The following is a 25,698-nucleotide window of genomic DNA, read 5'->3' as shown; positions in this document are numbered from 1 at the left end:
AAGGAGCACTTCCTCGGGGCCCCCGCACGGCTGCGCAGCAGACGTGTGGGGTGATCAAAAGTACACCAGGGCGCGGTCGTCAATGCGCATGGAGCTTATAAGACCTTTTATCAGATGACGCCACAGGAAGCCAGACCCCTGCTGGCGTAGCTCATCCAAGATGAGGCGTTTAATACCCTTCCGGTAGAGGTCAACGGGTCTGTTAAGGAAGCCTTTGAAGTACTTTAAAAGGTATCGCATTTGGACAGATGAGATGTGGGGATGGTTCCACACCAAATGCATGCCACCGTAATGACGATAGGCATGATCAAAAATCCCATACTTGGAGACAATCTCGTCCCGCAAGGGTGTACGAGGATAAGGGGTGAGAACACTTAAGTTGTGGGCATCAAACCCCAACTGTTTGAAGCGAATCACATCGTCGATTAACTCCTCGGCGGTCATGTGCTCGTATCCGATTATGCAGTTACCGAACCGGAACATGCCCGGCTTTTCTCGGCTACGACGGGCGTACTCTATGACCTCTTCGATCTTATGTCTCTTCTTTACACTGTCGAGAGAACTTTGTGTCATTGACTCCACGCCGATTGCTGGCATGCGCAGCCCGCGTTCATACCATACATCCAGATAACGCCGGTAGAGTGCAGCACGCGATTGCACCCACCAACGCATCTTGTAGTGAGCTAAAAGACGGGTGAGTTTATCCGCGAACTTGGGGTGGGTACCGAACAACTCGTCCATGACGGCTATATCGTTGATGCCTATCTTGTGATAGTACGCTACTACTCGCTTGATGCTCTCGAAGTTGATGACGAAATGGCGGGATTCAAAAGCCTGAGTCTGGCAAAACGTGCACCGAAAGGGGCAGCCGTGCGTGGTGTAGAGCAGTCCGAGCGTAACGTGACGTAGGCCCAGGACGAAACAGACATGAACCATCATCACCGGATGCTGGATATCTTCGTCTTTGACCCGATGGCCGAAGACCTGGGCGATTCTATCCTCCCCAGGGCCGATAAAGACGCGATCCACCAAGCCGGGAATATCATTGTCAAGCGCTCCGTAGCCGCCTGCCCAGATTTCTCGAACCCCGTGCCGTCGGGCCTCTTCTATCATCTTACGGATCTCACCGATATGGATCTGGAAGAAGCTGAATCCGACTACGTCCCAACCTTGCTTAAGCTTTTCTACATACTCGTGCCAAAGTGGGTACTCAAGGATCTCGACTTCAGGAACGTTCTGCTTGATGAAACGTAATCCGGGGCTCACCCTGAGCGCCATCCCTGCCCTGGGGTGGCTGTAGACAGCTCTGCCTGCGATGTCCATGTAGTCGCCGCGAAATCGGCGATAAACGGTGCATAAAAGCACGCGGGGATTGGTTGAAAGGCTTTTCATGAAAGCCTCCTCCTTATACTTATCCAACCTATCTCTTAGACGATACGCTCCCCTTTCTCATCGCCCTCGGAAAGACGCCCCAAATCTTAATGTCAGTCGATAATACCAAAATATCTTTGTTTGTCAAGCCGTCTGAGGTTTAATGTCCCGATGCCTAGAGAGGGGGCGGGGCGAATCTCCCCAGGCGTCAAGGGGACGCTCCGATAGAACGACGCTAGGTTACCCGGTGCCAATAATTGCTTCAGTAATGGATCGCCGCTCACAATGGCCAGGACTTCTGAGAGGGTCTTTTGTGAAGTCCCCTTCTGGTACTTCTAAACGCTTTGCCTGAGGGTTAAAGGCAAGGGTTCTCCGAAGCCGGCAGATCAGATTCGTGGGGTATACTTCACTCCCAGCTGACTTCCCAGCAGCATCCGTCGCCCCCCTCTTCCCAGCGGCAGGAGCGCTCTCTTACCTTGACCTTCGAGCCGCTGAGAAGTCCGCATACCCGCTGTAGCCACGTTCGTGTAACGAAGCAGTGCAGGGAGCCCCCCTCGTAGCCCGAAATCACCAGCACCGCATGCCTGAGCCTCTCGTCCACAGAAAGGACCTTAAACTCCCCGCAGTCCTTGAATCTTGACCACAGATAGGGGATACGGGCCACCACCCGGGGCATGGGAATCAACGCCAGACGGGACCTGGGAGCACCACCAAGCTCCGCATCCGCAATTGCGCTGCCTAAGTTCTCCAGAACCTTCCCGTTGCCGTTCCCCAGATGAACTGCGATGCCCTCGTAAACCTCGCTCAGATACTCCAGAGGATACCAGGACCATCCTTCGCCCTTGGAGAGCACGCGCGCCACAGGGGGCCGCATCTGAGAGAGAAAGCCTCTATAACCTTCGCTCTTCAGACGCCCGGAAAGCCACTGGCTTATGGCTACAAAGGCACTTCCACGAACGCTTGCCACTAAACCTCCTAGAATAGTATCATCGCCTAGCATAAATAATAACGCAAACCGGCCAAGTTGTCAAGCCCGTAAGTCATCGGGGTATACTGTTTATGATTAATATATCGTTACTAGGCAGTAGAGGCTAAGGGGAATGCCTTTACCCAAGTGCGTACAGCTAAGATGCAAGGTGTCACCCTCTCTTTTATTCTACCCGACGGGGGCAGTTCGTAGCCTGTCTAAGGGAGAAGACGGCAAGGAATTTACTCTCCCCCGATCGAAGAAAGAAGATGAAGACGGCAGGGAAACCTGTTCTCTTCCTTCGAGGAAAGGGAATGGTAAGCCGACCGCCTTTACATGTATTTCCCCCTCCCTTGACAGGACAGCGTGCCCTGTTAATCCCACCGTCTGGGGCCGTCGGGTAGGCGGCCAGGGTGATCCTTTAAGAGGAATCAGTCGTTGCGAGGAAGCAATCTCACAAAGATTTTGACCGTGCTGAAAGAAAGTATCCGCGTATGGGGAATTGATTGCCCCCTTGCCGCCCATATGTAAAAAAAGTCTGTCTGCGCATTCATTCTGCAGCCAAGAAGTTGTCGCGCTTTTTCAATAACTCCCCTGACCTCATACCCCGGCAGGGATCTTCTGGTGCACAGATTATACCCCCTTTACCCGCTTCGATTTATGACTATAATTTATTCGTGAGTATTCCACGACGTCGCGATCGGCTGCCCCGCGCAAGGATCCTATCCAGGCCGATCCTTATATCGCTGGTTGTGATCCTCGGGCTTGTTCTCAGCCTGTATCTGCTGCGCAGGAAAGTGGCGCCGCCTGAGGCAATAGATACACTCCAGGTTGCCTCGCAAGGGCTCAGCCTGAACGGCGAAGAAATCTCCTTAAAGGAGCTTTGGGAAAGATACGCAAAGGTGCGTACCCCACGCAGGATAGACGTGATCTTTGACACCCAGATGCCGTGGGGCGAGAGCTGGGCGATCCGCGATACACTCAAACGGTTGACAGAACTCCAAGCTAACCTTACGATCACCGGGCTACAGGAGTGGTAGAAGCACTCATCATCCATCCTGTGACTGGGCTCCGCATAGCCATCATACTCCTCGCCCAGGTCCGTCCGAAAACGAAGATCCCGAATGCCTCCCATTGCAACACACCCTTAAGAATTGACAAAACCACTGGATTCGGATATAATATTTAAGTATGCAAGGAGTGGTGATTATTCCTACTTATAATGAGCGTGAGAACATCGTTCCACGCTCAGGCGGCAGGCGCGATCCTTCCCGCTACGGGATAATCGATGCGGTGCACGAAAATCTGCCCCAGGCGGATGTATTGGTTATCGACGATGCATCCCCTGACGGTACGGCTGAGGTGGTGAAGGAAAAAATGAGGAACGACTCCGGGCTTCACCTCCTGGAGCGCGAGAGCAAGCTGGGCTTGGGTACGGCATACATCCTGGGGTTCGGCTGGGCGCTTGATCGGGGCTACGACTACGCGTTCGAGATGGATGCCGACTTCTCGCACAATCCGCATGATCTCCCGCGGTTCGTGGCCGAGCTAGAGAGTGGGGCTGATCTGGTGATCGGCTCCCGTTACGTCTCCGGCGGCGCGATAGTAGACTGGCCGCCCAAACGGATGCTGCTGTCCCACTACGCCAACATCTACGCCCGCTTCGGCACGGGCACACCCATCAAGGATATGACCGCAGGATACAAGTGCTACCGAACCGAGGTGTTCCGCCACATCCACCTCGATGATATCACCGCAGACGGCTACGGATTCCAGATAGAGATAGACTACCGCGTATGGCGTGCCGGTTTTCGTGTGCGTGAGATCCCGATAATCTTCCAAGACCGACGCGTTGGGGTCTCCAAGCTTAGCAGACGCATCATCTGGCAGGCGCTTTTCCTTGTTCCCCGCTTGGGATTGTGGAACCTGTGGAGATGACGTTAGCTCGTGGCCGCCAGCACTCCTCGATCTAGAAAGAACCCCACCCCAATTGTCTCCGTCATAATCCCTGCATATAACCCCGGGAAACTGCTTGAGCGATGTCTTTCCTCAATCCCTCGCAAGGGGACAGAGGTAATCGTGGTTGACAACGGGTCAAAAGAGGAAAGCCTGCAGGAGGCACGAGAGCGCTTCCCACGCGCACGCTTTATCTTCCTTGGACGTAACACCGGCTTTGCCTACGCATGCAACAGGGGAGCCGAACTCGCACGCGGGAAGGTGCTTTTGTTCCTAAACCAAGACGCGGAGATCGTTGAAGCAGGCTATCGCGCTGTAGTAAAGTTTTTGCTTGCAGATAAAAGTCGGGCTATTGCATCTGGGCGGATTCTTTATCCTACCGGTCTCATACAGGAAACACTGCGCCGTTTTCCAAACTACTCCAGTTTCTTATTCGGACGCCGCACTCTCCTCACCAAACTATTCCCCGGCAACCGGTGGAGTCGTTACTATCTCTGCAAGGATATCGATCTGAATAAAACCCAACAGGTAGAGGTATGTGCCGGTATGGTCCTCATGGTACGTGCCAACGTGTTCCGCAAGCTGGAGGGGTTCGACGAAGGGTTTTTCTTCTATGTGGAGGACACGGATTTCTGTAAACGCGCGGCCAATTCAGGGTGGGAGACCTGGTTCGTTCCTTACAAGGTAGCCTTGCACCATGTCGGAGAGAACATTCAGGGAACAAACCGCACATACGTCAAGATGCACCACTACAAGGGGGCCTACCGCTACCTCGTCAAGCATAAGCATCCCGGCCCCATACTTAAGGGTCTTCTTTGGCTTGGAGCAGGACTCTCCATCGTAGCGCATCTGGCCGTTAGAGGTATTCCTAGATAGCTCTGAAACACACCCGCGATCCTTCCACCCTATAGAATTAGTCTTAGGGAGACTAAACTTTTTTAAGACTTAGTTGCCCCGGGCTACGGCGGTTGAGGTGGAAAGCACCAGCGTGTAGCTTGCCTCCGATGCTTCGTAGTTGAAGGAACGAATCCTCACAAAAACCTCGCCAGGTGCAACCCTCAGGGAGTCCTGGATAGTGTCTCCGGCGGCATCCGCGCGATTTCTGTCCAGAAATTTCTGCGTGGAGCTGTAGAAGGTAATCTCAGGCATCAATACGGAAGGAACCGTCAACCGGTAGATGAGCATAAGCGAGTCCGCGCCACCGATGTTAACTTGATAATAATCCTCGTCCTCTTCAGGCTCTATGGTTGCTGTGATTGTTCCAAGAGAGATAAGTGCAGCATCCTCAAAGGTATCGTTAGGCTCGTAGTCGTCGGTGTAGACAGGCACCTCGCAGAAAGTCGCAAGGACAAGCAGGACAGCTACAACTGGAGGCAAGAGCCCACGCTTGAAGGTCTTAGCAAACATTAAACCTCCTCTCAAGAAAGAAGTTCGTGAGTAGAGAAGAAGAAGTGCACCTCACGCAAGGGATTTTCATCCGGGCTTGCGACGTGCACCCCGTTGTGCCGGGTGTCGGTACCGTAGATTGCGCGCAGGGTGCCGGGCTTGGCTTTAGAGGGATCGGTGTCACCAACTATCTCTCTTAAATATCGCACGGCATTCTCTCTGCCCAAACAACAGACGATGATGGGGCCGTAGGTGATGAAGTCTATGAGCTCCTCAAAAAACTCCTTGCCCTCGTGCATATGGTAGAAGAGCTCAGCCGCCTGGGGAGAAAGCACAAGGTGCTTTAGACCAAGGATCGTAAAGCCCTCCTTCTCCAATCGAGCCAGTATCTCTCCGGTTTTATGCCGGGCAACAACGTCAGGTTTGATTATGAGGAGCGTTTTCTCCATTCCTCTTGACCGAGCTTGAAGCCCACATCCAGGGCTTGCAGGTTAAGCTCCACAAATGCCCTGCGCACACGGTGCTTTATGGCCTTCTTTAAGGAATCAAGCTTAACTATGCCGGTGGCAGCCGAAAGCACGCCGAGCATAAGCATGTTTGTTACGACCTCTCGACCCAGCTCCTCGCGGGCGGTCTCTGAAAAGGGCATAAGTATTACATCCTTGCGATCGGTATGGACATAGAACGAATCGGCAAATATAAGGCCATTCTTCTTCACCTGTGGTGCGAAGCGATCGAAGGCGGGCTGGGATAGTATAACCAGGATATCGGGGTCGTAAGCCCGTGGGTAACGTATTTGCTGATCGGAGATAACAACCTCTGAGCGGGAGGCACCCCCTCGGGCCTCAGGTCCGTAGCTTTGGGTTTGTACCACCTCCTTTTCTTCGTAGACCCCACAGGCCTCAGCAAGAACTATCCCTGCCAGAATAAGTCCCTGCCCTCCTCTGCCAGAAAGCCTTACCTCAGTGCGCATTGCGAACCTTCTTAACCAGGCGAGCGTAGCGCTCGCTGTATCCCTCTACCTCGCGGTCCACAAACACCCCGGTAACGACCTTATCCTCAAGCTCCTTTGCATCCATCTTCTTCGCCGCCTCCAGTGTCACGGTATGACCCTTGATCCAGGTAACCAGGTCCTTGGGCGCAGGGATGCGGTTCAAGCGCCCAAAGATCGTGGGGCATTGTGCTACTACCTCGATCAGTCTAAAACCCTTGCGAGCCAGCGCGGTCTTGATGAGGCGTTTAAGCTGTACGAAGTTGTAGGTGGTGGTGCGTGCGACAAAAGCGGCACCAGCACCCGAAGCAAGCAGGCAGGCATCGACAGGATCATCAATGGCCCCGTAAGGAGCCGTGGTGGCGAACATATCCCGCGGGGTGGTTGGTGACTGCTGACCACCGGTCATCGCATAGTTGTAGTTGTTAAGCACAATACACGTCATCCCTATGTTGCGCCGCGCCGTATGAATGAAGTGGTTGCCGCCGATAGCAAGCATATCCCCGTCCCCACCCACAACTACAACCTCCATATCGGGCCGTGCAAGCTTCACACCGGTGGCCGCGGCCAGTGCCCTGCCGTGAAGAACGTGGAAGGTATCTGCATCCAGATAGCCTGGCATGCGGGAGGTGCAGCCAATACCCGACGCCAGAAGCAGCTTCTTTTTGGGGATCTTGAGTTCGTGGACCGCATGAATCAATGCGCCGAACACTATCCCTATCCCGCAGCCAGGGCACCAGACGTGAGGGAAGCGCTCATCCATCCTGAGATAGGAATGGATCATGGGGCTGAAAGAGGTCTTCCTGCTGGATGCTTTAGCTGGTGTCATCGCAGCGCCTCCAGAACCTCTTTCGGGGTAAGCATCGAGCCGTCGTTGCGGGTAACTGAGACAAGCTCGGTATCTGCACCTATACACCGCTCGACCTCCCTTGCGAGCTGGCCTTCGTTCATCTCAGGCACTACAACCCGCCCGCGACCTTTTGCAAGCTTTCTAACCGTCGCGTCCGGGAAGGGCCAGACGGTAAGTGCCCGGATGTAGGCAATCGGTTTATCGGTCAAAAGCTTCGCCTCGTAGGCACTGCGTGCAGCCGAACCAAAGGCCACTATCAGGGTGTCGGCGTCGGGATCGTCGTCAACGTAGTTGTCTTCAAGGTAGGCGAGGTTATCTTCTATCTTGGCACGTAAGCGCTCGTTGTTCCAGCGGATAGTGGGTGCGTCGTTGATGGGAAAGCCGTCTGAGCGGTGGTTAAGACCACTAAAATGAATAGCGTACCCCTCGCCGAAACTTGCGTAAGGAGCGTTGTAGTTGTTGTCGGGGGCGTAGTGGATGTATTCGGAGGGAGCAACACGGGGCTTCTGCCTGTGATAGACCTCAACCTTTTCAGGGAAAGACACGATCTCTCGCATGTGGCCTATGAACTCATCCATGAGCAGAATGACCGGTACCCGCAGCCTTTGCGAGATCTCCACCGCCCGCAGTGTGAGGGTGAAACACTCCTGCACACCTCTCGGTGTAAGTGCCACAACCGGGTGATCGCCGTGCGTTCCCCAGCGGGCCTGCTGAAGGTCTGCCTGCGATCCCTTGGTGGGCAGGCCTGTTGCCGGGCCGCCGCGCATCACGTTCACCACCACCACCGCCACCTCGGTCATCGCCGCATATCCTATGCCCTCCTGCATGAGTGAGAAGCCGGGACCTGAGGTGGCGGTCATCGAAGGAACACCGGCCGCCGAAGCACCGATAATCGCCATGATGCTTGCAATCTCGTCCTCCATCTGGATGAAAACACCGCCCACTCGAGGAAGCTCCTCGGCCATAAGCTCCGCGATCTCGGTTGAAGGGGTTATAGGATACCCACCGAAGAACCGGATACCGGCACGAAGAGCCGCCTCAGCACAGGCCTCGTTACCTGAAACCAGCCTCCTCATGACTCCTTCTGTTCCTTCTTCTCGATAAAGATCGCAAAGTCAGGACAATGCCACTCGCACAGATAACAGGCGATGCAATCGGTGGGGTTTACCACGTGAACCTTGAGATCGTCACCCAGAGCCAGGATATCCTTGGGGCAAAGCACCACGCACAAATCGCAGCCCTTACATAGATCCGGGTAGATATAAATGAACCCCTTCGGCTCCTCTATCGTGGTTACGGGGAATGCCTTACGTTTAAGCTTCATGCAACCTTTCCTTAAGTAGCGTTGCGATCTGGGCAGGTTCTTCGGCGACCGGTACGCCCGCCGCGTTGAGTGTTTCCACCTTCTCCTCGGCGGTTCCAGACGAACCGGAGATGATGGCACCTGCGTGACCCATCCGTTTGCCTTTGGGTGCGGTGCGGCCTGCGATGAACGCAACAGCCGGTTTGCCAAGCTCTTGTTTTATGAAGCGGGCAGCCTCTTCCTCGTCGGAGCCGCCGATCTCGCCCACAAGCGCCACCGCTTCGGTTTCCGGATCGTCGCGGAAAAGCTCAAGAACGTCCAGGAAGTTCGAGCCTATCACAGGGTCGCCGCCGATCCCCACACAGGTCGACTGACCGAGCCCGGCCTTTGTGATGTGGCTCACTATCTCGTAGGTAAGGGTGCCTGAGCGTGAGACGACACCGATCTTTCCAGGTGCGAAGATCTGGCCGGGAAGGATGCCAACTTTGGACTTCCCTGGAGAGATGACCCCGGGACAGTTGGGGCCGATGAGCCTTGTGCCCTTCTTGGCAATATAACTTACCACCCTTAACATGTCGATGACAGGAATACCTTCACTGATGCATACGACCAGCTTTATCCCGGCGTCGGCGGCCTCTATGATCGCATCGGCAGCAAAACGCTGCGGCACGAAGATGACCGAGGTGTTGGCCCCGGTCCGCTGCACCGCCTCGTGCATGGAGTCGAATACCTCAAATCCCTCCACCGTCTGAGAACCCTTGCCAGGCGTCACACCGCCTGCTACCTGAGTGCCGTATTCGCGCATCTTCCCAGCATGGAACAATCCGTCACGTCCGGTGATCCCCTGGACCAAAACCCTGGTATCTTCATCCACAAAGATACTCATGAAGCCACGAACCCCTGAATCAGGGGAACCAACCATAAGATAACTATAACCACAGTAAGCCCGATCACGATCAACTTCAATATGAGGTGCATGGTCCAACTGCTTATACGGAAGGGACTACCTCTGCTGTTTTGTTTACCTGTAAGATGAAGATTCTCAGCTACTTGGCTGCGCTCTACGTTCTCCCGCTGTATTCCCATCTGCCAAGACCCGACAGAAAAATAACTTCCAATTCCGTATATCCCAAAAGCACGCTCGATATCCTTGATTCGCTCGTTCAACATCTCTACCCATCCTCGGTTCCGCTCATAGATCAGCCACCACGCCCAAATAAGAATTATGGCAAGAATAGCAAGAGGGGCACGTTGTAAGAAGACCTCGACGCCGAACTCCCCGTTCAAGCGTAAGCCCAAAGCGGTAACAAAGGAAGAAGCCCCTATAAGAAACGCTCCCACAACCCACGAAAGACGGTCATAATGGGTTGACTTTTCATGGCAGACCTTATACTCCTGCAGGAGAAAATCTACGGTACGATCCGGGAAGTCTTTACACTCCTTCCCCTTTTCCCGAAGCAACTCTTTAGTCCGCTTGAGCTGCTCGTCATCAAAAACTTTTCTTTTAGGCATTGCCGTCTCCTTCTGCTACTTCTATAGCCTTCTTTGCACCGTCGGCCATGTCGGCGGCGGGGATAAACGATGTCCCCTCAAGCATCTCGCGTGCCGCATCTTCGTTCGTCCCGGTGAGCCTTACCACCACAGGAACCGTTAAAGGCCTCTCACGCGTTGCCTCAAGTAACCCCTTGGCTATATCGTCGCAACGGGTGATGCCGCCGAATATGTTCACAAAGATCGAGCGAACGCCCCTATCACGCGTTACGAAATCAATCGCCGCAATCATCTTTTCAGGAGAAGATGATCCGCCCACGTCGAGGAAGTTTGCAGGCTCACCTCCGTAGCGCTTCACAAGGTCCATGGTGGCCATTGCAAGCCCAGCACCGTTCACGATGCAGCCCACGTTACCCGAAAGCTTGATGTATGAAAGCCCCTTACCCTTCGCCTCCTGCTCAAGCTTCTCATCTGCAGAAAGGATGCGGTAGCCCTCAAAATCAGGATGTCTGAAAAGACCGTTGTCGTCGATTATCACCTTTGCGTCAAGTGCTATGACTTTGCCGTCATTAGTCACTACCAGGGGGTTGATCTCAGCCAACGAAAGATCGTTGGCAACATACATCTTGTAGAGTTTAGCGAGAACAGATGCGAGTTGTTTTTGGATATCCTTCTCTTGCGTGAGGAACATCGCTGCCCGGCGGGTCTGGTATGCCTGAAGGCCAAGAAGTGGGTCTACGGATATCTTAAGTATGCGCTCGGGTGTGGAGCGAGCGACCTCTTCGATGTCCACCCCCCCGGCTGGTGAGACCATGAGAAGAAGGGTGCGGTTCGCACGGTCGGTGGTGACGCTTGCGTAAAACTCTTGCTCGATATCCACGGCGTGGCAACAAAGAAGGCGTTCCACACGTTCTCCCTTGATCTCCATGCCAAGGATCGCATCCGCGTTGGATTCGACCTCCTCCATCGTGTGGGCGAGTTTGACTCCTCCAGCCTTCCCCCGACCACCTACACCTACCTGGGCCTTGAGGACGCAAGGCAGGTCTATCTCCTGGGCGGCAGTGCGCGCCTGGGCTCCGGAAAGCACAAGTCTCTCCTGCGGGATGGGTATGTCGGCCCGATCGAAAAACCCCTTGGCCTGATACTCCAGCAACTTCACATTAACCCTTGGCCGCAAGGATACGCCAAATAGAGCCTGTGTCAAGTTCTCGTATTGCCTCACGTAAAAATCTACTCCAAAGGAGGTATAGCTTGGCAAGTAAGGAGGTGGCCAAAAGATACAGGCAGGTGAGGAACAAAGCTCAAGTGTGGGTGTTTGAAGCGTTGAGTGATATGCGGGAACGTCTGCCATTCCCTATACTGGGTATCCATTCTGACAATGGCGGCGAGTTCATCAACGCCGAAGAGACTTAGAAATCAATACACTCAACTGAGCCCAGTCTACCTTAAAAGACAGATACTACGGTTACAAGATAAACTGTGGCGACTAAAGACGAAGCAAAGACCTGAGGCCGAGCTGAGTCTGGACATCCAGATAAGTAGCTGTGTTGACGTCGCTCTTCGGAGGTGTAGAATTTAAATGAGGCAACCAATACCCATCTCAAGTAGATCCTTACGTGAGGCAATAGGTAACCTTGACAACCAACTTAATTGACCTAGTCTTATTATATGAAAAAATCAAAAACAAACGCAACGGTGCTGTTTTTCGATCTTAAAGGCTGGTATAACCAGGTTCAGGGCAGGGATGCAGCCGATATTGCCGCCGATCTTGATTCCTTCTACGGAGGTGTCATAGAGGCGGCAGCCAAGCATGGCGGTCGAGTAGTTAAGTTCATGGGAGATGCGGGACTTTTGCTCTTTGAGAGCCCCGATAACGCGGTTAGCTTCGCCCGTGATCTGGGTAAAAAACGCGAGGCTCATGTGGGGATCGAGCATGGAGAGATCGTTCAGGGAACCTTTGGCAGGGGCGAGCTGCAGTGGTTCGACGTGATTGGAGAACCGGTCAACCAGGCCGCAAAGAACATGCAGCGCGCGGCCAAAGCTGAAAAAAACATAGTCCTTGGCCCATCGGCCTGGGAGGCGCTTTCTGCCCCTGACCGCGAGGGCCTGGCCTGCTCAGAGAATATTTAGTGCTCCTTTTGCGCTTCGCGCAAAAGATCGCAAGAACGGAATAAGACAAGGAGCTTAAGCCCCTTGTCTATCATCTGCCGTTGGCAAACCTTTCAAATTTCTTACTGCGATCTTTTTGCCTTCAGGCAAAAAGGAGCAATGTTAGAAGTACAGTGTCACATCTGCCTTGATACCCTCAAAAGGCAGCTCGTAGGCGCAAACACCGTGCTTGCAGATATAGGAGCCCTTAAACCGCCCGTAGGAGAGGGTAAGATCGAATGGGTAGGCGTTGTAGCGGATAGCGCCCCAGGGCCAGAGTTCCGGCTCTCCCTTGATCTCCGCAACTCCTCCCCCTGAGACCGCGAACGAGCGCCAGCCAAGCTCTACGAGCACGCGAGGCTCATCCCATGCCTCGGTTACTTCTTTCACGTGGCGATAGGAACCTTTAAGATGAAGCGAGAAGTCACGGATGAGCGTCTCGTAGGATAGCCCAGCCTCCAGCCGGTCGTTCTCAGGGTTAAGTGCGCCGGGTATCTCACGCTCGATCAAGGTAAAGAAGGGTATGAAGGTGTGGCCTGCCAGGTCAATACGGGGCTCAACCCCTATGCGATCCAGTGTGCTCTCCCTGGTCGAATCCCAGGCTGATGAGTATGAGGCGTCAACCCAGAGCCAATCCCATGGAGCCAGGTTCAGTGCAAGGTGGTATCCCTGCTCGTCCGCACCCTGGTTTATGGACTCTTGGTCAAGGTTGCATGGGGGTGGGGCGTTGATCCCGCCTGCAAGACCGCGGTAGTCCTTTGCCTCAAGAAGGATGCCTATGCCCTTCTGGGAGTAGGAGAGGGAAGCGGTAAGGCCAAGGCCATTGATGTTGTTGGTGCCTACCCATCCATCTGCGGAGCGGCGTCCCCAGGTGAAGCGCTGGGCCGCGGCAGCGGTTAAATCGAAGCGCCACAAGCGAAGAGTAAGATTCTCTTCGGCCCACTCCTCGAACGCGCGTCCGAACAGAGTATCCGCATCCTGGGTCGCGTCGCGCCGCAGGTAGATCGCACCAAGCTCCAGATTCTCGATGGGAAGGATCGTTGCGTTCACTGCATAGAGCCAGTCATCACGTGTTACCTTGTCTTCAGTAAGCATCCGACCCGCAAGGACTTCAACTCCCACATATTGACTCGCCCATTGCAGCCACCCCCCATCCAGGTTGCGATCTATGCGCAGGGGTTTGTCCTCAAACGATGAGAGAACCAGCCCATGCCCCAGGGTCTCGTAGTAGTTGCCAAGCCACAGACTCACAGCGTCTTTTTCATACCCAAGGTAGCGCTGGCTTATCCCTATCCTCTCCAGGGTGTCGCGAAGGTTCTCGGCATCCAGAAGGAACCGACCGCCGATGCGGAAGCGATCAACGAAAAGATCGGCCTCGGCTTCGTTATAAAACTGGGATGACCAGTGCGGGGTCTCCAGCCACAGATGGGTTGTGTTGACGCCAGAGAGCGAGACCTCCCCGAGAAGTAACAACACTAGGACCATCTCCATATTATCCGAGATACGAAGGATTTGTCAATGCCTTAGATTATCGGGTCTCTCCGCCCGCCTTCTACTCCTCAATCCGCAGGATGAAGGTTTGTGAGTCCACCTCTTCCCCGCCCGTTACTTCCAGAACGATCTTGCCCTCGGAGCCCGATGTTGAGCTTGTAAGTTGGACATGAAACCTTTGCGATGATTCGTTTGCAGGCAGCGTTAAGTTCAGAGAGTCGCCATAGCACACCTCGTCGTCACAGATCAGCGAAGACCACCCCTCAGGCAGCTCCTTCAAGGAGCCGGGGGTCTCAACATGCAAAGCCAACTCGTTGCCCGTGTGGTTCTTCAGGGTGAAGTAATAGAAAGCGGTATCCCCAGGGTTAGGTTTTGTCTGGATGGTGTCCGATTCGAGCTCTATACTGAAGTCGCCCTCATCAGGGCTGCCCCCACCGAGCTCGTATGAAGCGGCCTGATAGACCTTTAGGTCTGAGGCCTCTATCCAGACAACGGCCTCAAGCGGTCTGCCCCAGGAGCCATCGAGCGGCAGGGCGCGATCCAGGTTCACGGTGTCGCCCGCCTCAAGCGTTAAAGCGTCCTCGCCCGCGGCCTCGGGCAAGCGCCTCACGATGTGGTGAAGCAGCCCCACTGAGGCGTCCGTGAGGGTATCCTCAACCAGGGCTATGCGCAGGGTTCCCTCGATTGTTTTATCACTCAGAGCCGATGTGATTACGGTAATCTCATATAAAACGCTGTCTGCGGTCAGGGCTGCTGAAAGCTCAAGCTTTAAGGGCGAGCCGAGCTTGCGCCTGTCGACAAGCACCTGCTCCATCTCCTCGACAGGCCGCGCCCCCTCGTAAGCCTCAACCCCGTCGAAGATTATGGTAGGGAAAGTTTTGATACCGTACCGCGCTATTCGCGCTTCGGTTTCTTGGTTGGCGTATGCATCCGGCCCACCTGAAGCGGAGTGCAGAGCAAGAACGATGAACTCGCCGGAATGAGATTCGAGTAGCTCTTCGATGTTTTCTGCGGCCTCAGGACAGTAGGTGCACCAGGTACCGGTTCCTTCCTCAAGTAGAACTAACCTGTCGAATTCCCCTTCCTGGGAAGGATCGGGGAAGCGTTCTCCGCAGCTTAAGATCGCTGCTGTAACTGCAAGAAGGATCGCTCCCTGTAAGACCCTATTGAGTTTCGTCTCCCCTACACGACGTCCACCGACCACCATCTTAAGAGGAATAGTTCCCGTGAACTGCGTTACGGGTTGTCTTTATGATGGTTGCCGCGTCCTTCTTGGTGTAGCCGATCACAGACTTCAAAAGCTCCTTGTCAGGCTTTATGTAGAAGGAGTGAGGGATAGGGCTGACCTTGAAGAGGCGCAGGAGGTCTCCGTTTGGGTCGAGCAGCACCGTGAAATCCCACCCCTGACTTTTAACCATCGGTTTGACCCTTGAAAGAGTGCGGCGGCTGTCGATGTTTACCCCAACCACCGAGATACCCGAATCCCCATACACCCCGTAGAGGCTGTCGAGGAGTTTGAGTTCTTCCTTACAGGGCGCGCAGGATGTGCTCCAGAAGGATATGATGGTAAGCTTTGATCCTAAAAGCGAATCAAGGCTCCAGGTCTTCCCATCAAGGTCCTTGGCAGAGAAGTCTGGAACCGTTATAGCCACAGCGATAAGAGCCGCCGCGAGAAGGATAGGTAGTGCTTTCTTCATCATCTCTCCTCTCCAGTTTACCTGTCTTTATTATAGTCACAAAGTAGGGTATGTAAAGGTATTGCCCTATTAAGTCCTCGACGGAGACTTAACTGGGCAGGAATCCGGGTAAGTTCTAGATGAAGAAAGAAGGAGCCTCATTTGTACCGCTTTCAAAACAAAGGCCAACCTTCTGGTTGGCCTTACAAATTTGCTCTGCGATCTTTCCCCCAAAGGGGGAAAGGAGCACATTAATTACTCAAGGATGATCAGTTTGCTTACCTGCTTGTGTCTACCAGCACTGGCCCTGATAAAATATGCGCCGGCTGGTAAGGTCTCGACTTCGATAGCGATGAGGTGGCTGCCAGCTGAGAGAGCGCCCGCATGAAGCGTTTTCACCAAACGGCCGATTGCATCATAAAGTGTGAGATTGACCTGGTAGGTCGCGTCAAGTGAAAGCTCGATATAGCCATGTGCGTGCACAAGTGTCGGTACCTTGAGGGAGAATGAGATCGGGAGTGGCTTCTCCTCTATACCTTCAAGGAGCGGATTCGCGAGAGGTATTACCGCAGCCTGCAGGATCTCCCTTAGCCTTCCTTGATATACAGTGGTGTCTTGAACAAAGCAGCCGAACTCGATATTGTCCAGGTCATCTGTGTGGTATGGCCATGCGGGGTTAATCTCGTAGTCGCGAGTGATGGTGGTATCAGCTCCCGCTGCAAGGGTTATCTCGGCTCCGTAGGCGTCGGGCAGCATGTCGCGTAAGGCAAAGTTTACCCATTTCTTGTCTTTTACCCATGAATAGCGGATGTTGGACTCGGTTATGGTGAAGTGCACCCTGCCCGTAATCTCATGCTCGCTCGTGTTTTTGATGGTGGCGGTGAGTGTTCCCCCGCTCATATAGGCGTCCTCGGTCTTCTCCAGGGTGATCTCAAGTAGGGATAGGCTGTCGGCTCGAGCCTGGAACGCAGATTCGTAGTTAGAAGCAGCGTCGGGTCCTATGTATTTGACTACGCCGTCGAAGAAAGCGGCAGGGATATAGACGGTATCGCCGGAATAAAACACTGCACGGGTCACAGATTCGTTGTTCTGGAAGGGATCGGAAAGGTGGTATTCAACGAGCAGCACCTCTCCGGGATGGTTCTCTGCTACTGCATCGGCACCAATCGCAGCGCCTGGACAGTGTACGCATGCGGTGCGGCACAGTAACTCAAGCACCACAATGCGCTCTGCTGCAAAAAGTGCGAACGGTAAGACAATGAGGGCTGCAACCACGATAAGGGTTTTCTTCATAGCTAATTATCTCCTCTCCCCGTTCTTGGGAACGTAGTTTTTGCCGAGAGCCTTTCGGCTAAGTTAACGAAGGACGGGACCCTAGGATCCGGTCCATTACAGTATCTAGATCCTCAATGCAGGATTACGAGCTTGCTTACCTGCTTGTGTCTACCAGCGGTGGCCCTGATGAAATACGCGCCGGCTGGTAAGGTCTCGACTTCGATATCGATGAGGTGGGTGCCGGCTGAGAGACTGCCCGCATAAAGCGTTTTCACCAAACGACCGGTTGCATCGTACATGGTGAGTTCAACCTCGCAAGCGGCATCAAGCGCAAGCTCCACAGAGCCGTGTCCCTTCAGCAGGGTCGGAGCGTTTAACGAGAAGGGAACGGATGAGACCTCTTCCTCCTCGACTCCGGTGCCCAGCGGGTTCTCCAGAGGGATTATCGCGGCCTGCAGGATCTCCCTGAGCTGCCCTAAGGATGTAGAATCTTGAACAAAGCAGCCGAACTCTATATTCCCTAAATCGTCTGTGTAGTTTACCCAGGTGGGATCAATCTCGTAGTCGCGGGTAATAGTGGTATCAGCGCCTGCTGCAAGAGTAATTTCCGCCCCATTGGCATCGGGGAGCATGTCGCGTTCGGCGAAGTGAACGAAGGTCTGGTTCTTCCATGGATAGTGGATGTTGGACTCGGTTATGGTGAAGTGAAGATATCCTGTAACCTCATCCTCGCTGGTGTTCTTGATGGTTGCGGTGAGCGTTCCCTCGGAGTCGCCGGTCTTCTCCAGGGCGATCTCAAGCGGCGGCTCGACGCCGCGACGAGTGTTGAACGCGGGATTGTAGTATGGAAACATCGACTGATCTGTAAAACCACCAATAATGGTGTCGATTCCGTCGAAGATAGCTGTGGGGTAGCCACGGATCACGTGGCCCGAACCACTGCCATAGAAGTCTTTACGTATTGTGCTATTTGTGTTTTCGAACACATCATTACCGCAGTGATACTCAACGACAAGAACCTGGCCTGGATGGGCATTCACTAAGTCTTCTGCACCCATTGCAGCACCAGGGCAATACCCGCACCAGGTCCCGGTGAATATCTCAAGCACGACTATGCGGTCCGCCGCAAAAAGCGTAAGCGGTAAGGCGACGAGTGCCGCAACCAGTAAGAAGGTTTTCTTCATAGCTACTATCTCCTTTCTCCGTTCTTGGGAACGGAGTTTTTTGCCGAGAGCCTTTCGGCTAAGTTAACGATGGACAGGACCCTAAGATCCGGTCCATTACAGCATCTAGATCCTCAATGCAGGATTACGAGCTTGCTTACCTGCTTGTGTCTACCAGCGGTAGCCCTGATGAAATATGCGCCGGCTGGTAAGGTCTCGACTTCGATATCGATGAGGTGGTTGCCGGCTGAGAGACTGCCCGCATAAAGCGTTCTCACAAGGCGGCCGCTTGCATCCAGGAGAACGAGTTCAACATCACAGACTACGGGAACCGAAAGGGCTGCCAGGGCTTTGTCCCTAACAATGGTGGGGAGGCGGAGCGAGAAGGGTGCTGAGGAGGGGGAACCTTCCTCAACGCTTATAGGCTGGGTATAGGTACACATCGAACCGTCACCTGACCCGGCACGGCAGATGAAATTGAAGATGGAGCCGTCGTAGTCCGGGCTCGCCTCTATCACTAGATCGTTGCCTTCGACGGTGTAGCTTCCTCCGGCCGCGATCTCCTCTACTACGGCTCTCCCGTCAACCACGGTGATCTCTTCGTTATCTACCTCGAGGAAAACGTGTATATTTCCCATCTTCTCGTCGGAACCGTTGGTGACGGTAACGTGAACATCGGCCTGTTCTCCGGGGCTCAATACCCCGTCGCCCGAGGCGTCAAACACCCTTATGTCCGAAAGAAGCAGCTCCCTCTGACCGGTGACCTTAACCTTGGCAGCCTGCAAAATCTCCTTGGGCATCGCGCCCACGTTCTGACACCAGAACACCAGCTCGCAGCTATCGGCATCTGGGATGTGATCGGTGCCATCGGTAAGGGGGATGGTATCATTAACGTCGAACTCCCTCTCTAGAAGCAGGGTTTCGTTGGCCTCGATGGTTATCTCGGTGCCGAGGTGGTCGGGCAGCATACCGATCACCACCTGGTGATGGACCGGGTCGCCGTTGGTGCCGGTATAGTGGACGTTGCTTTCGGTCAGGGCCCCGAACAGGATGAAGGTACGCTTATTATCTGTTTCGTTGGTAATCTCTATCAACAGAGAGCCTTCTCCCTGTACCTGGTGGAACTCGAATGGGGTGAAATCGCGGTAGAGGTTCAGGTCAAACGGGGACTCTTTATTAGACCTGGTGTCTATGGTTGATCCCCAACTGCCCTGCGAGGAGCCTACCACGGTGCCGTCTACCACCAGATAGGGAATGGCGTTGATGCCGTAGAAGGACCGTCGGTTGTTGTTCATTCCCGAATTGTAGTGGTAGAATGGATCGTTGCCCGGGCTTGGCCAGTTCATGTGGAAACGAACTACAGCCAGGTAATCTTCCCTCGTCTTCAAGAGTGAGGTGAGTGTTGCGTTGCCGCCAACACAGTAAGGGCAGGTTGTGCTTGTAAACAGCTCTGCCAACACCATTCGCTCCGCCGCGATCATTAAGGCGAAGACACCCAACAAAAGGACCAGGATTTTTTTAGCCACATCTAACCTCCGGTTTTTAAGGCTAACTCTTAGATTGTATCCAAGATTTCAGCTTGTCAAGCCCCTGCCACCCCACACGGACGCTTTTGTGTCCGTGTGGGGACCCCGAAAACATGCTCCTTTTTGCCTGCGGCAAAAAGATCGCAATAGAAGAGTGCAGTCCGTGAGCTAACACATCCTTTCCTTTTCTCCGATCTTTTCGCTAGCGCGTAAGCGACCCAGCGAAAAGGAGGATTATGTACCTTGACATCGGCCATCTCTTCACTAATCTTAGATGCTAAGACACGAAGGAGGTCCACCATGAGCATGAGGCTCACAGGACGCCGCATCGAGATTTCCCCCCAACTCAAAGATTATATAGACCGCAAGATGGCGAAGCTTGACCGCTACTCGGTGCACATCGTTGATTCGGAGCTAATCCTTTACTATGAGAACCACTTTGCCTGGGCCGAGGGGATCCTTCACCTTAAGAACGACAAGATAACAACCCGGGTTAAGGCTGAGAGCTTGAGAAAAGCTGTGCATGACCTGACAGATAAGCTTGTGAGGCAGATGGAGCGCTTCGAGGGAAGGCATCGCTCTAAGATCAAGTCGCGCCGAACACCCGGCCCAGGCCGTGAAGAGACCGTTGTATGAAAAAACCCAAGCGCCTTTCTGTAGCTGAGCTGTTCGAGGATAGACGGGAGGAGCTCAAGCTTGGGGTGATTGCAGGCAAGCAGGGGATGGAAAAAAGCTTCATCTCTTCCATTGACATTCACCGCCCTGGTCTTGCACTGGCAGGTTTTCTAAGCGAGTTCCCGGCCGACCGATTGCAGGTCCTTGGCGGGACCGAGATGGCATTCCTTGAGACCTTCGATCATGAGGCCAGAAGGTTGGCCATTAAACGGGTGGTGGAGCTTGCTCCGCCCTGCTTTGTCATAACCAACGATACCGATGCACCAGCGGAGCTGGTGGAAGAACTGGATGAAGCAGCCATTCCCCTGCTTGTCTCACGTTTGCCCGGTGCCGGCTTTATTCACCTCGTCTCCGACTATCTTGAACTCCGTCTTGCCCCGGAGACCCACATGCACGGAACCCTGGTTGATGTCTACGGGATAGGGCTTCTTCTGGTAGGGGCTTCAGGGATCGGCAAGAGCGAGACAGCGCTTGATCTTGTAGAACGAGGACACCGGCTTGTGGCCGACGATCTTATTCGCATACGCAGGCAACGGACTATTCTTCTGGGTGAGGGCGCGGAGCAGCGTCCCGCTTTCCAGCACCATGTTGAGATACGCGGGCTGGGGATCATCAACCTCTACTCCATCTTCGGGATTCGCTCAATCCGCCTGCAGAAACGAATCGAGGTCGTCGTCGAGCTCAAGCGCTGGGAGAAGGGGATGGTCGTAGACCGGTTGGGACTCGAACGCAAGGCCCGCAGGATTCTGGGTGTAAACATACCGCTCATCACGATCCCTGTGCTCCCGGGCCGAAACCTGGCGATGATCTGCGAGGTGATAGCCATGAACCACCTTGTGGTGCTCAGGGGGTATCATCCTGTGCAGCTCTTCGACCGCGAGCTCAAGAAGCTTCTTTTGCAGAAGGCAAAGGTAGCAAAGGAGATAGAGGAGGACGTTGAGTAGTCGGATTCACACCGCGATCGTGGGACATTGGACCTTTCCGCAGGGGCTTATCTCCGCGGCTGAGCAAATTGTAGGCAAGAAGGAGGACGTGGTTCCCATCTCCAACGACAACCTGGGAGTGGAGGATCTTATTCGCCGTTTGGAGAAGGAGCTTGACTTAGCGGATGAAAACCTGTATATTTTCGTTGATCTTGTAGGCGGCAGCTGTTTTACGGCCTGTCGCGCTTTGATGCTCGAGCACCCGGAGTGGGTTTTTATTGCAGGTGTAAGCCTGCCGATGCTCGTGACCTACTTAAACTATCGCGCGCGGCTTGGGGGTGAGGAGTTGATTGCCAAAACCCTTGAGGCTGGCCGGCATGGCATGGAACAATTCTGTGTATAAACCGTTGATACCCAGGAGGAAGAGTAATGGAAGTACCCACTGTTCGTGGCCCGCTTGAGGTAAAGACCTTGCCGAGGATGTTTGCCCGCTCGGCCCAGGCCCATCCAGACAAGGTTGCTCTACTGATGGAAAGGGAAGGGACAAGACAGGAGTTCACGTATAGGGAGCTCAAGGAACGCGTAGAGAGTCTGGCACGCTCGCTTCGCAAAATGGGCTACAGAGCCGGTGATAAGATCGGCCTCATCGGGGAGAACTGCCCGGACTGGGAGGCTGCTTACCTTGGGATCCAGTGGGCAGGATGTATCGTCGTGCCCCTGGACAGGATGCTTAAGGTGCCCGAGGTTCGTCATATCCTGCGTAACTCCGACTCCATAGGAGTTATCGCCACCGCCGACTACACGGATACGGTGGAGGAAGCCCTTTCAGAGATAGACCGCAAGTTCAAGCGGGTAGCCATAGGGCACACACCGAAAGGCTGGCTCTCCTTCGAGTCGTTGATTACCGAGGGCTCAGAACTGGAACCGATCGAACCACCAGAAGAGATAGAAAAGCTCGCCGCTATCCTCTACACCTCCGGCACCACCGGTCAGGCAAAGGGCGTGATGCTTACCCACGCGAACATCGCCTCCAACGTCTGTGCCGCCTACCAGGTACTTGACTTTGGCGAAGAAGACACCTTCATCTCCATCCTCCCCCTTCATCACAGCTTCGAGGCGACATGCGGCTTCCTGACCCCGCTATGCTGCGGCTGCAAGATCGTCTTCTCGCCCAGCCTCAAGTCAAAGGAGATACTCGAGACGATGGCCAACCACAGCGTTACCCTGATGCTCGGGGTTCCGCTTCTTTACGAGAAGATAGTTGAGGGCGTGCAGCGCAATGTGCGTGATGCCTCGGCCTTCAAGAGGTTTATCTTCCACGCCGGGATGAACATCGGCAAGATAGCCAAGGGCATATCCAAGGCGATGTTTAAAAGCGTTCGCAAGGCGATGGGCATGGACAAGGTCCGCTACCTCGTCTCAGGCGCAGCAGCCCTTGCACCTTGGGCGTCAAGCTTCATGGAACGCCTTGGGCTTCCCGTGCTGCAGGGTTACGGGCTTACCGAAACCTCACCGATCGTCTCCGTAAACCGCTTGGCAAATCCGGATAACGTATCGGTCGGTCCTCCTGTTCCCAGCTTTGATGTTAAGATAGACAACCCTGATGAAAACGGCAACGGCGAGATAGTGGTGCGCGGCCCCTCTGTGATGCAGGGCTACTACAAGAACCCTAAGGTCACCAGCGATGTGCTCTCCTCCGACGGCTGGCTGCGAACCGGTGACTTGGGCCGCCTCGACGAGCGGGGTATGCTTCACATCACCGGCCGAGCAAAGAACCTGATCGTGACGGCCGCCGGCAAGAACGTATACCCGGAGGAGGTAGAGGCGGTGGTTGGACAGAACCCCTACATCCAAGAGATCCTGGTGGTGGGCCAGCTCAACGAGGCCACCGGGCGCGAAGAGGTTCACGCTATCATCGTTCCCAACTACGAGCTCATCGATGCCGAGAAGCCAGAGATCAGCGAGAGGGAGATCGAGGATTGCATGCGGGAGCAGGTCAAGAAGGAGTGCGCGAAGCTCGCCGACTACAAACGCATAAAGCACTTTGAGCTGCGAGAGGAGGAGCTGCCAAAGACAACCACGAGAAAGGTCAAGCGGTATCTGTTTGCCAAGAAGCCTGTTCGAGTGTAGCCTGTTTCTGCTTGCCTCTTTTGTCTGGGGCAGCGACTTTATAAGGGCAGGGGATGCCTACGCGCTTTCAGCTCGTGCGGCCGGGGCAAACGCCTGTTACAACGTTGCGATGCTTGAGGACCCCAGGCTTTCGCTGCGGATGGACTTTCTCTTACGCAAGAGCCGTGTAGGTCGAGAGCTGGGGGATGAAGAGTTGGCCCAGGCCATACTGCTGCGAGCCCAGAACCTGGCGGTATCCGGCAGTGAGATCGGACGGACAAGCTTCCTTCTGGGGCTGAACGCGTTCTTCGTAGGCGAGTATGCCTCGGCTCAGTCCTTCTTCTCCAAAGCACTTCTTTATCATCCCGATCCTCCACTTGAGCTGCTCTACTATCTAGGCTGGTCACTCTACAAACGAGGCAACTACGATGCGTCGCGGAATGTGTTTCTCAATCTAGCGGACCTTAACCAGGGGCAGTTCTCTTCAGAAGAGCTCAACACCCTTCTTGCCGCAACGGACTTCAACACCGCCAGCTTGGAGGTGGCAAAAACGCGTCTGCGTGATGCGGCAATCTACCCCAAAGGCACATGGTACCGTGAGGAGGCCCTTTATCTTGCGGGCTACTCGGCGTTTCGTATCGATAGCATAAATCAGGCCAGGCGTTTCTTCTCCGATCTCGAGGACAGCACGCGGCGCATCTACAGCCTGGCGTGCCTTGAGTTGGCGGATGGGCATTTTGAGGAGGCCACTTCCCTCTATTCCCGGCTGGACAGTGAAGCCGCAAGGTATGGACAGGCGGTTTCCCTTTATCTGGCCGGTAGGTTAAGTGCTGCAAAGGGCCTGGGGAAAGATTACCTGGAAGGAAACCCCCAGGGTGCTTTTGCAGCTCAGACATATCTGCTGCTCGGGACGATCGAGCGCGACCGCGTGTTGTTTCGCCAGGCGGTAAGCTTGATTGAGCGCGGGCTTGAGTTGGATTACGACTACCGGCCGGCCCTGCTGCGAGCACTTGCCGAAACCCAGTTTGCCCGCAAAAGATACCGGGATGCGCTCAAGGCTTTCTCGGAACTGTTCACCTCCTATCCAGAGCATCTTGGCGACGAAACCGCCAGACTGCTTGCCGCACGCAGCCTGTTCTATCTCGGGGAGACCGACTCGGCAGAGGCCAGCCTGAGAGCACTGCTTGACGTGACCCGCGATGAGGTGATAGCTAACGAGACTCACTACTATCTGGGCGAGGTTGCCGCACGCAGAGGGGATTATCTTGCGGCCGCAGAGGAGTTTGCCAGCGTAAAGCAAGGATCCCTCTATGCGCGCGCCCTGAGAAGAAAAGGAGAGATGCTTGCCAAAAGCGGAGAACACACCCAGGCCGTAGAGGCTTTCCGGGCAGCACTTGGTGTGACAACCTCCAGGGATGAACGAGAAGGCATCTTGCTTGCCATAGAGGAGAGTCGGTTGGCACTGGGAGTCTATCCTGACAGAATCACTATGCTTAAGAGCTTAATTGAACGCTACCCTGATGCGGCGCACAACCCCGAGCTTCAGCTGCAGGTTGCACTTGAGCACGTTGAGGAGGGCAACTGCATCGCCGCCCTGCATGAGATCAACAAGCTGCTTGCTCGCTACCCCAACTCACAGGCCGCTCCGGAAGCACTTGAGTATAAGGCACGCTGCCAGCGCCGTCTGGGTAAGATAGATGAAGCCATCGCTACATATCGCGAGATTCCTAAGCTTGCTCCATCATCCGCCGTGCTCCTGCGCTCCCAGGTGGAGCTGGCCCAGCTTCTGCTCTCCCTTGGGCGCGACGCCGAAGCCCTTGCCGTTTACCGCGAGCTTTCAACAACCAGCCGCAGTGCCGCAGATAGAGCAACCTTCACCTTAGCCATGGCCGAGATTTACTACTCCCAGGGCAACTATCAAACCGCCGTAGATCTTATCCGGACCGTGATTAACGAAAGCTCCAGCGCTTCGGTCCTGAAGAGGGCTTTTCTCTTAGGGATAGACGTGGAGCTTGCACGGGGCGAGATCACCACTGCCGGCTCCTACGCCAAGCGTTACCGGAACAGATTCGGCGAGACCGCGGATTATCTTTCCCACCGTGCCTTAATTGACCTGGCATCCGGCCGGATTCAAGACGCGCTTTCTGGCTATCGCAAAGCGGCTTCCCTTTACCCTCAGCGTTCGGAATCCCGCATAGACGCTTTGATCGGTGCTGCTGAGGCCGCTCGATTGCTCGGGCGCACGGGCGAGGCAAGAGGGTTGCTTGAGCAGGCGGCGCTTGAGGTCCAGATAGATCGTCAGCGCATCGAGATAACCCGAAGGCTGCAGGCCCTTGAGTAACAACACCTCTCCGCGTATACAAAAATTCCTCGCCGGCTGGGGATTGGCCTCAAGGC

26 protein-coding genes are annotated in these 25,698 nt (G+C 54.6%); 9 read left to right on the top strand and 17 right to left on the bottom strand.

Translation table 11 applies throughout. From position 1 onward, the window contains the following. Nucleotides 1-54 precede the first annotated feature (54 nt). The gene (locus CEE36_05715; protein ID TKJ42981.1) at nt 55-1,392 is read right to left on the bottom strand and encodes a radical SAM protein; all 1,338 of its coding nucleotides are present in this window, start codon (nt 1,390-1,392) and stop codon (nt 55-57) included. Nucleotides 1,393-1,777: 385 nt separating this feature from the next. Then, nucleotides 1,778-2,338 (bottom strand): hypothetical protein, encoded by a 561-nt coding sequence (locus CEE36_05710; GenBank protein ID TKJ42980.1) that lies wholly within the window; start codon nt 2,336-2,338, stop codon nt 1,778-1,780. Between the two features lie 677 nt (nt 2,339-3,015). On the opposite strand from CEE36_05710, the gene CEE36_05705 reads away from it, so the two are divergent. From CEE36_05705 to CEE36_05695, 3 genes are all read left to right on the top strand, one after another. Next, on the top strand, nt 3,016-3,378 hold the full coding sequence (locus CEE36_05705; protein ID TKJ42979.1) for a hypothetical protein: 363 nt from the start codon (nt 3,016-3,018) through the stop codon (nt 3,376-3,378). 151 nt (nt 3,379-3,529) lie between these two features. Continuing rightward, complete coding sequence (locus tag CEE36_05700) at nt 3,530-4,276, top strand: dolichyl-phosphate beta-D-mannosyltransferase (GenBank protein TKJ42978.1); 747 nt, start codon at nt 3,530-3,532, stop codon at nt 4,274-4,276. Nucleotides 4,277-4,285: 9 nt separating this feature from the next. Beyond that, complete coding sequence (locus CEE36_05695; protein TKJ42977.1) at nt 4,286-5,170, top strand: hypothetical protein; 885 nt, start codon at nt 4,286-4,288, stop codon at nt 5,168-5,170. A 69-nt stretch (nt 5,171-5,239) separates the two neighbouring features. Here CEE36_05695 and CEE36_05690 read toward each other — a convergent pair whose 3' ends face one another. The 9 genes from CEE36_05690 to CEE36_05650 are packed head-to-tail and all read right to left on the bottom strand — an operon-like array spanning nt 5,240 to nt 11,474. Next, nucleotides 5,240-5,701, bottom strand: a complete 462-nt coding sequence (locus tag CEE36_05690) for a hypothetical protein (GenBank protein TKJ42976.1) — start codon at nt 5,699-5,701, stop codon at nt 5,240-5,242. A gap of 11 nt (nt 5,702-5,712) precedes the next feature. Further along, on the bottom strand, nt 5,713-6,129 hold the full coding sequence (locus tag CEE36_05685) for a nucleoside-diphosphate kinase (protein TKJ42975.1): 417 nt from the start codon (nt 6,127-6,129) through the stop codon (nt 5,713-5,715). Next, nucleotides 6,108-6,653: a 2-oxoglutarate ferredoxin oxidoreductase subunit gamma gene (locus CEE36_05680; GenBank protein TKJ42974.1), complete on the bottom strand. Its 546-nt coding sequence runs from the start codon at nt 6,651-6,653 to the stop codon at nt 6,108-6,110. Before CEE36_05680 ends, CEE36_05685 begins: the two co-directional genes overlap by 22 nt. After that, entirely contained in the window at nt 6,643-7,455 is an 813-nt protein-coding gene (locus CEE36_05675) for a hypothetical protein (GenBank protein ID TKJ43033.1), read from the bottom strand. Before CEE36_05675 ends, CEE36_05680 begins: the two co-directional genes overlap by 11 nt. A gap of 41 nt (nt 7,456-7,496) precedes the next feature. Further along, nucleotides 7,497-8,597, bottom strand: coding sequence for a 2-oxoglutarate synthase subunit alpha (locus CEE36_05670; GenBank protein ID TKJ42973.1), 1,101 nt, complete (start codon nt 8,595-8,597; stop codon nt 7,497-7,499). Then, the gene (locus CEE36_05665) at nt 8,594-8,845 is read right to left on the bottom strand and encodes a 4Fe-4S ferredoxin (GenBank protein TKJ42972.1); all 252 of its coding nucleotides are present in this window, start codon (nt 8,843-8,845) and stop codon (nt 8,594-8,596) included. The genes CEE36_05670 and CEE36_05665 overlap by 4 nt, the downstream gene beginning before the upstream one ends. Next, nucleotides 8,835-9,710: a succinate--CoA ligase subunit alpha gene (locus CEE36_05660; protein TKJ42971.1), complete on the bottom strand. Its 876-nt coding sequence runs from the start codon at nt 9,708-9,710 to the stop codon at nt 8,835-8,837. The genes CEE36_05665 and CEE36_05660 overlap by 11 nt, the downstream gene beginning before the upstream one ends. Beyond that, nucleotides 9,707-10,336: a hypothetical protein gene (locus tag CEE36_05655; GenBank protein ID TKJ42970.1), complete on the bottom strand. Its 630-nt coding sequence runs from the start codon at nt 10,334-10,336 to the stop codon at nt 9,707-9,709. The genes CEE36_05660 and CEE36_05655 overlap by 4 nt, the downstream gene beginning before the upstream one ends. Beyond that, nucleotides 10,329-11,474, bottom strand: a complete 1,146-nt coding sequence (locus CEE36_05650) for a succinate--CoA ligase subunit beta (GenBank protein ID TKJ42969.1) — start codon at nt 11,472-11,474, stop codon at nt 10,329-10,331. Before CEE36_05650 ends, CEE36_05655 begins: the two co-directional genes overlap by 8 nt. Nucleotides 11,475-11,983: 509 nt before the next feature. Between CEE36_05650 and CEE36_05645 the strand changes: the two genes are divergently transcribed. Further along, a complete protein-coding gene (locus CEE36_05645; protein ID TKJ42968.1) occupies nt 11,984-12,445 on the top strand; it encodes a hypothetical protein in 462 nt (153 codons plus the stop codon). 141 nt (nt 12,446-12,586) lie between these two features. Here CEE36_05645 and CEE36_05640 read toward each other — a convergent pair whose 3' ends face one another. From CEE36_05640 to CEE36_05615, 6 genes are all read right to left on the bottom strand, one after another. Next, nucleotides 12,587-13,939, bottom strand: a complete 1,353-nt coding sequence (locus CEE36_05640) for a hypothetical protein (GenBank protein ID TKJ42967.1) — start codon at nt 13,937-13,939, stop codon at nt 12,587-12,589. Nucleotides 13,940-14,015: 76 nt separating this feature from the next. Further along, the gene (locus CEE36_05635) at nt 14,016-15,161 is read right to left on the bottom strand and encodes a hypothetical protein (GenBank protein ID TKJ42966.1); all 1,146 of its coding nucleotides are present in this window, start codon (nt 15,159-15,161) and stop codon (nt 14,016-14,018) included. Nucleotide 15,162: 1 nt separating this feature from the next. Further along, nucleotides 15,163-15,654 (bottom strand): hypothetical protein, encoded by a 492-nt coding sequence (locus CEE36_05630; GenBank protein ID TKJ42965.1) that lies wholly within the window; start codon nt 15,652-15,654, stop codon nt 15,163-15,165. A 231-nt stretch (nt 15,655-15,885) separates the two neighbouring features. After that, on the bottom strand, nt 15,886-16,923 hold the full coding sequence (locus CEE36_05625; GenBank protein ID TKJ42964.1) for a hypothetical protein: 1,038 nt from the start codon (nt 16,921-16,923) through the stop codon (nt 15,886-15,888). A 113-nt stretch (nt 16,924-17,036) separates the two neighbouring features. Continuing rightward, nucleotides 17,037-18,089 carry a hypothetical protein gene (locus CEE36_05620; GenBank protein ID TKJ42963.1) on the bottom strand — a complete coding sequence of 351 codons (1,053 nt, stop codon included), beginning with the start codon at nt 18,087-18,089 and terminating at the stop codon, nt 17,037-17,039. A 113-nt stretch (nt 18,090-18,202) separates the two neighbouring features. Then, nucleotides 18,203-19,594 carry a hypothetical protein gene (locus tag CEE36_05615; protein ID TKJ42962.1) on the bottom strand — a complete coding sequence of 464 codons (1,392 nt, stop codon included), beginning with the start codon at nt 19,592-19,594 and terminating at the stop codon, nt 18,203-18,205. 300 nt (nt 19,595-19,894) lie between these two features. On the opposite strand from CEE36_05615, the gene raiA reads away from it, so the two are divergent. The 5 genes from raiA to CEE36_05590 are packed head-to-tail and all read left to right on the top strand — an operon-like array spanning nt 19,895 to nt 25,642. After that, nucleotides 19,895-20,230 carry a ribosomal subunit interface protein gene (gene raiA / locus CEE36_05610; protein TKJ42961.1) on the top strand — a complete coding sequence of 112 codons (336 nt, stop codon included), beginning with the start codon at nt 19,895-19,897 and terminating at the stop codon, nt 20,228-20,230. Then, on the top strand, nt 20,227-21,213 hold the full coding sequence (gene hprK / locus CEE36_05605; protein TKJ42960.1) for an HPr(Ser) kinase/phosphatase: 987 nt from the start codon (nt 20,227-20,229) through the stop codon (nt 21,211-21,213). Before raiA ends, hprK begins: the two co-directional genes overlap by 4 nt. Then, entirely contained in the window at nt 21,206-21,595 is a 390-nt protein-coding gene (locus CEE36_05600; GenBank protein TKJ42959.1) for a hypothetical protein, read from the top strand. Before hprK ends, CEE36_05600 begins: the two co-directional genes overlap by 8 nt. Nucleotides 21,596-21,621: 26 nt before the next feature. Beyond that, the gene (locus tag CEE36_05595) at nt 21,622-23,322 is read left to right on the top strand and encodes a hypothetical protein (protein ID TKJ42958.1); all 1,701 of its coding nucleotides are present in this window, start codon (nt 21,622-21,624) and stop codon (nt 23,320-23,322) included. Then, complete coding sequence (locus tag CEE36_05590; protein ID TKJ42957.1) at nt 23,297-25,642, top strand: hypothetical protein; 2,346 nt, start codon at nt 23,297-23,299, stop codon at nt 25,640-25,642. Before CEE36_05595 ends, CEE36_05590 begins: the two co-directional genes overlap by 26 nt. The last annotated feature ends 56 nt before the right edge of the window (nt 25,643-25,698 follow it).

This window comes from candidate division TA06 bacterium B3_TA06, assembly GCA_005223075.1.
Classification (GTDB): Bacteria; Hydrothermota; Tepidihabitantia; order B3-TA06; family B3-TA06; genus B3-TA06.
The sequence above is the reverse complement of the archived record's forward strand: the minus strand, read 5'-3'. Positions and strand labels throughout refer to the sequence as shown.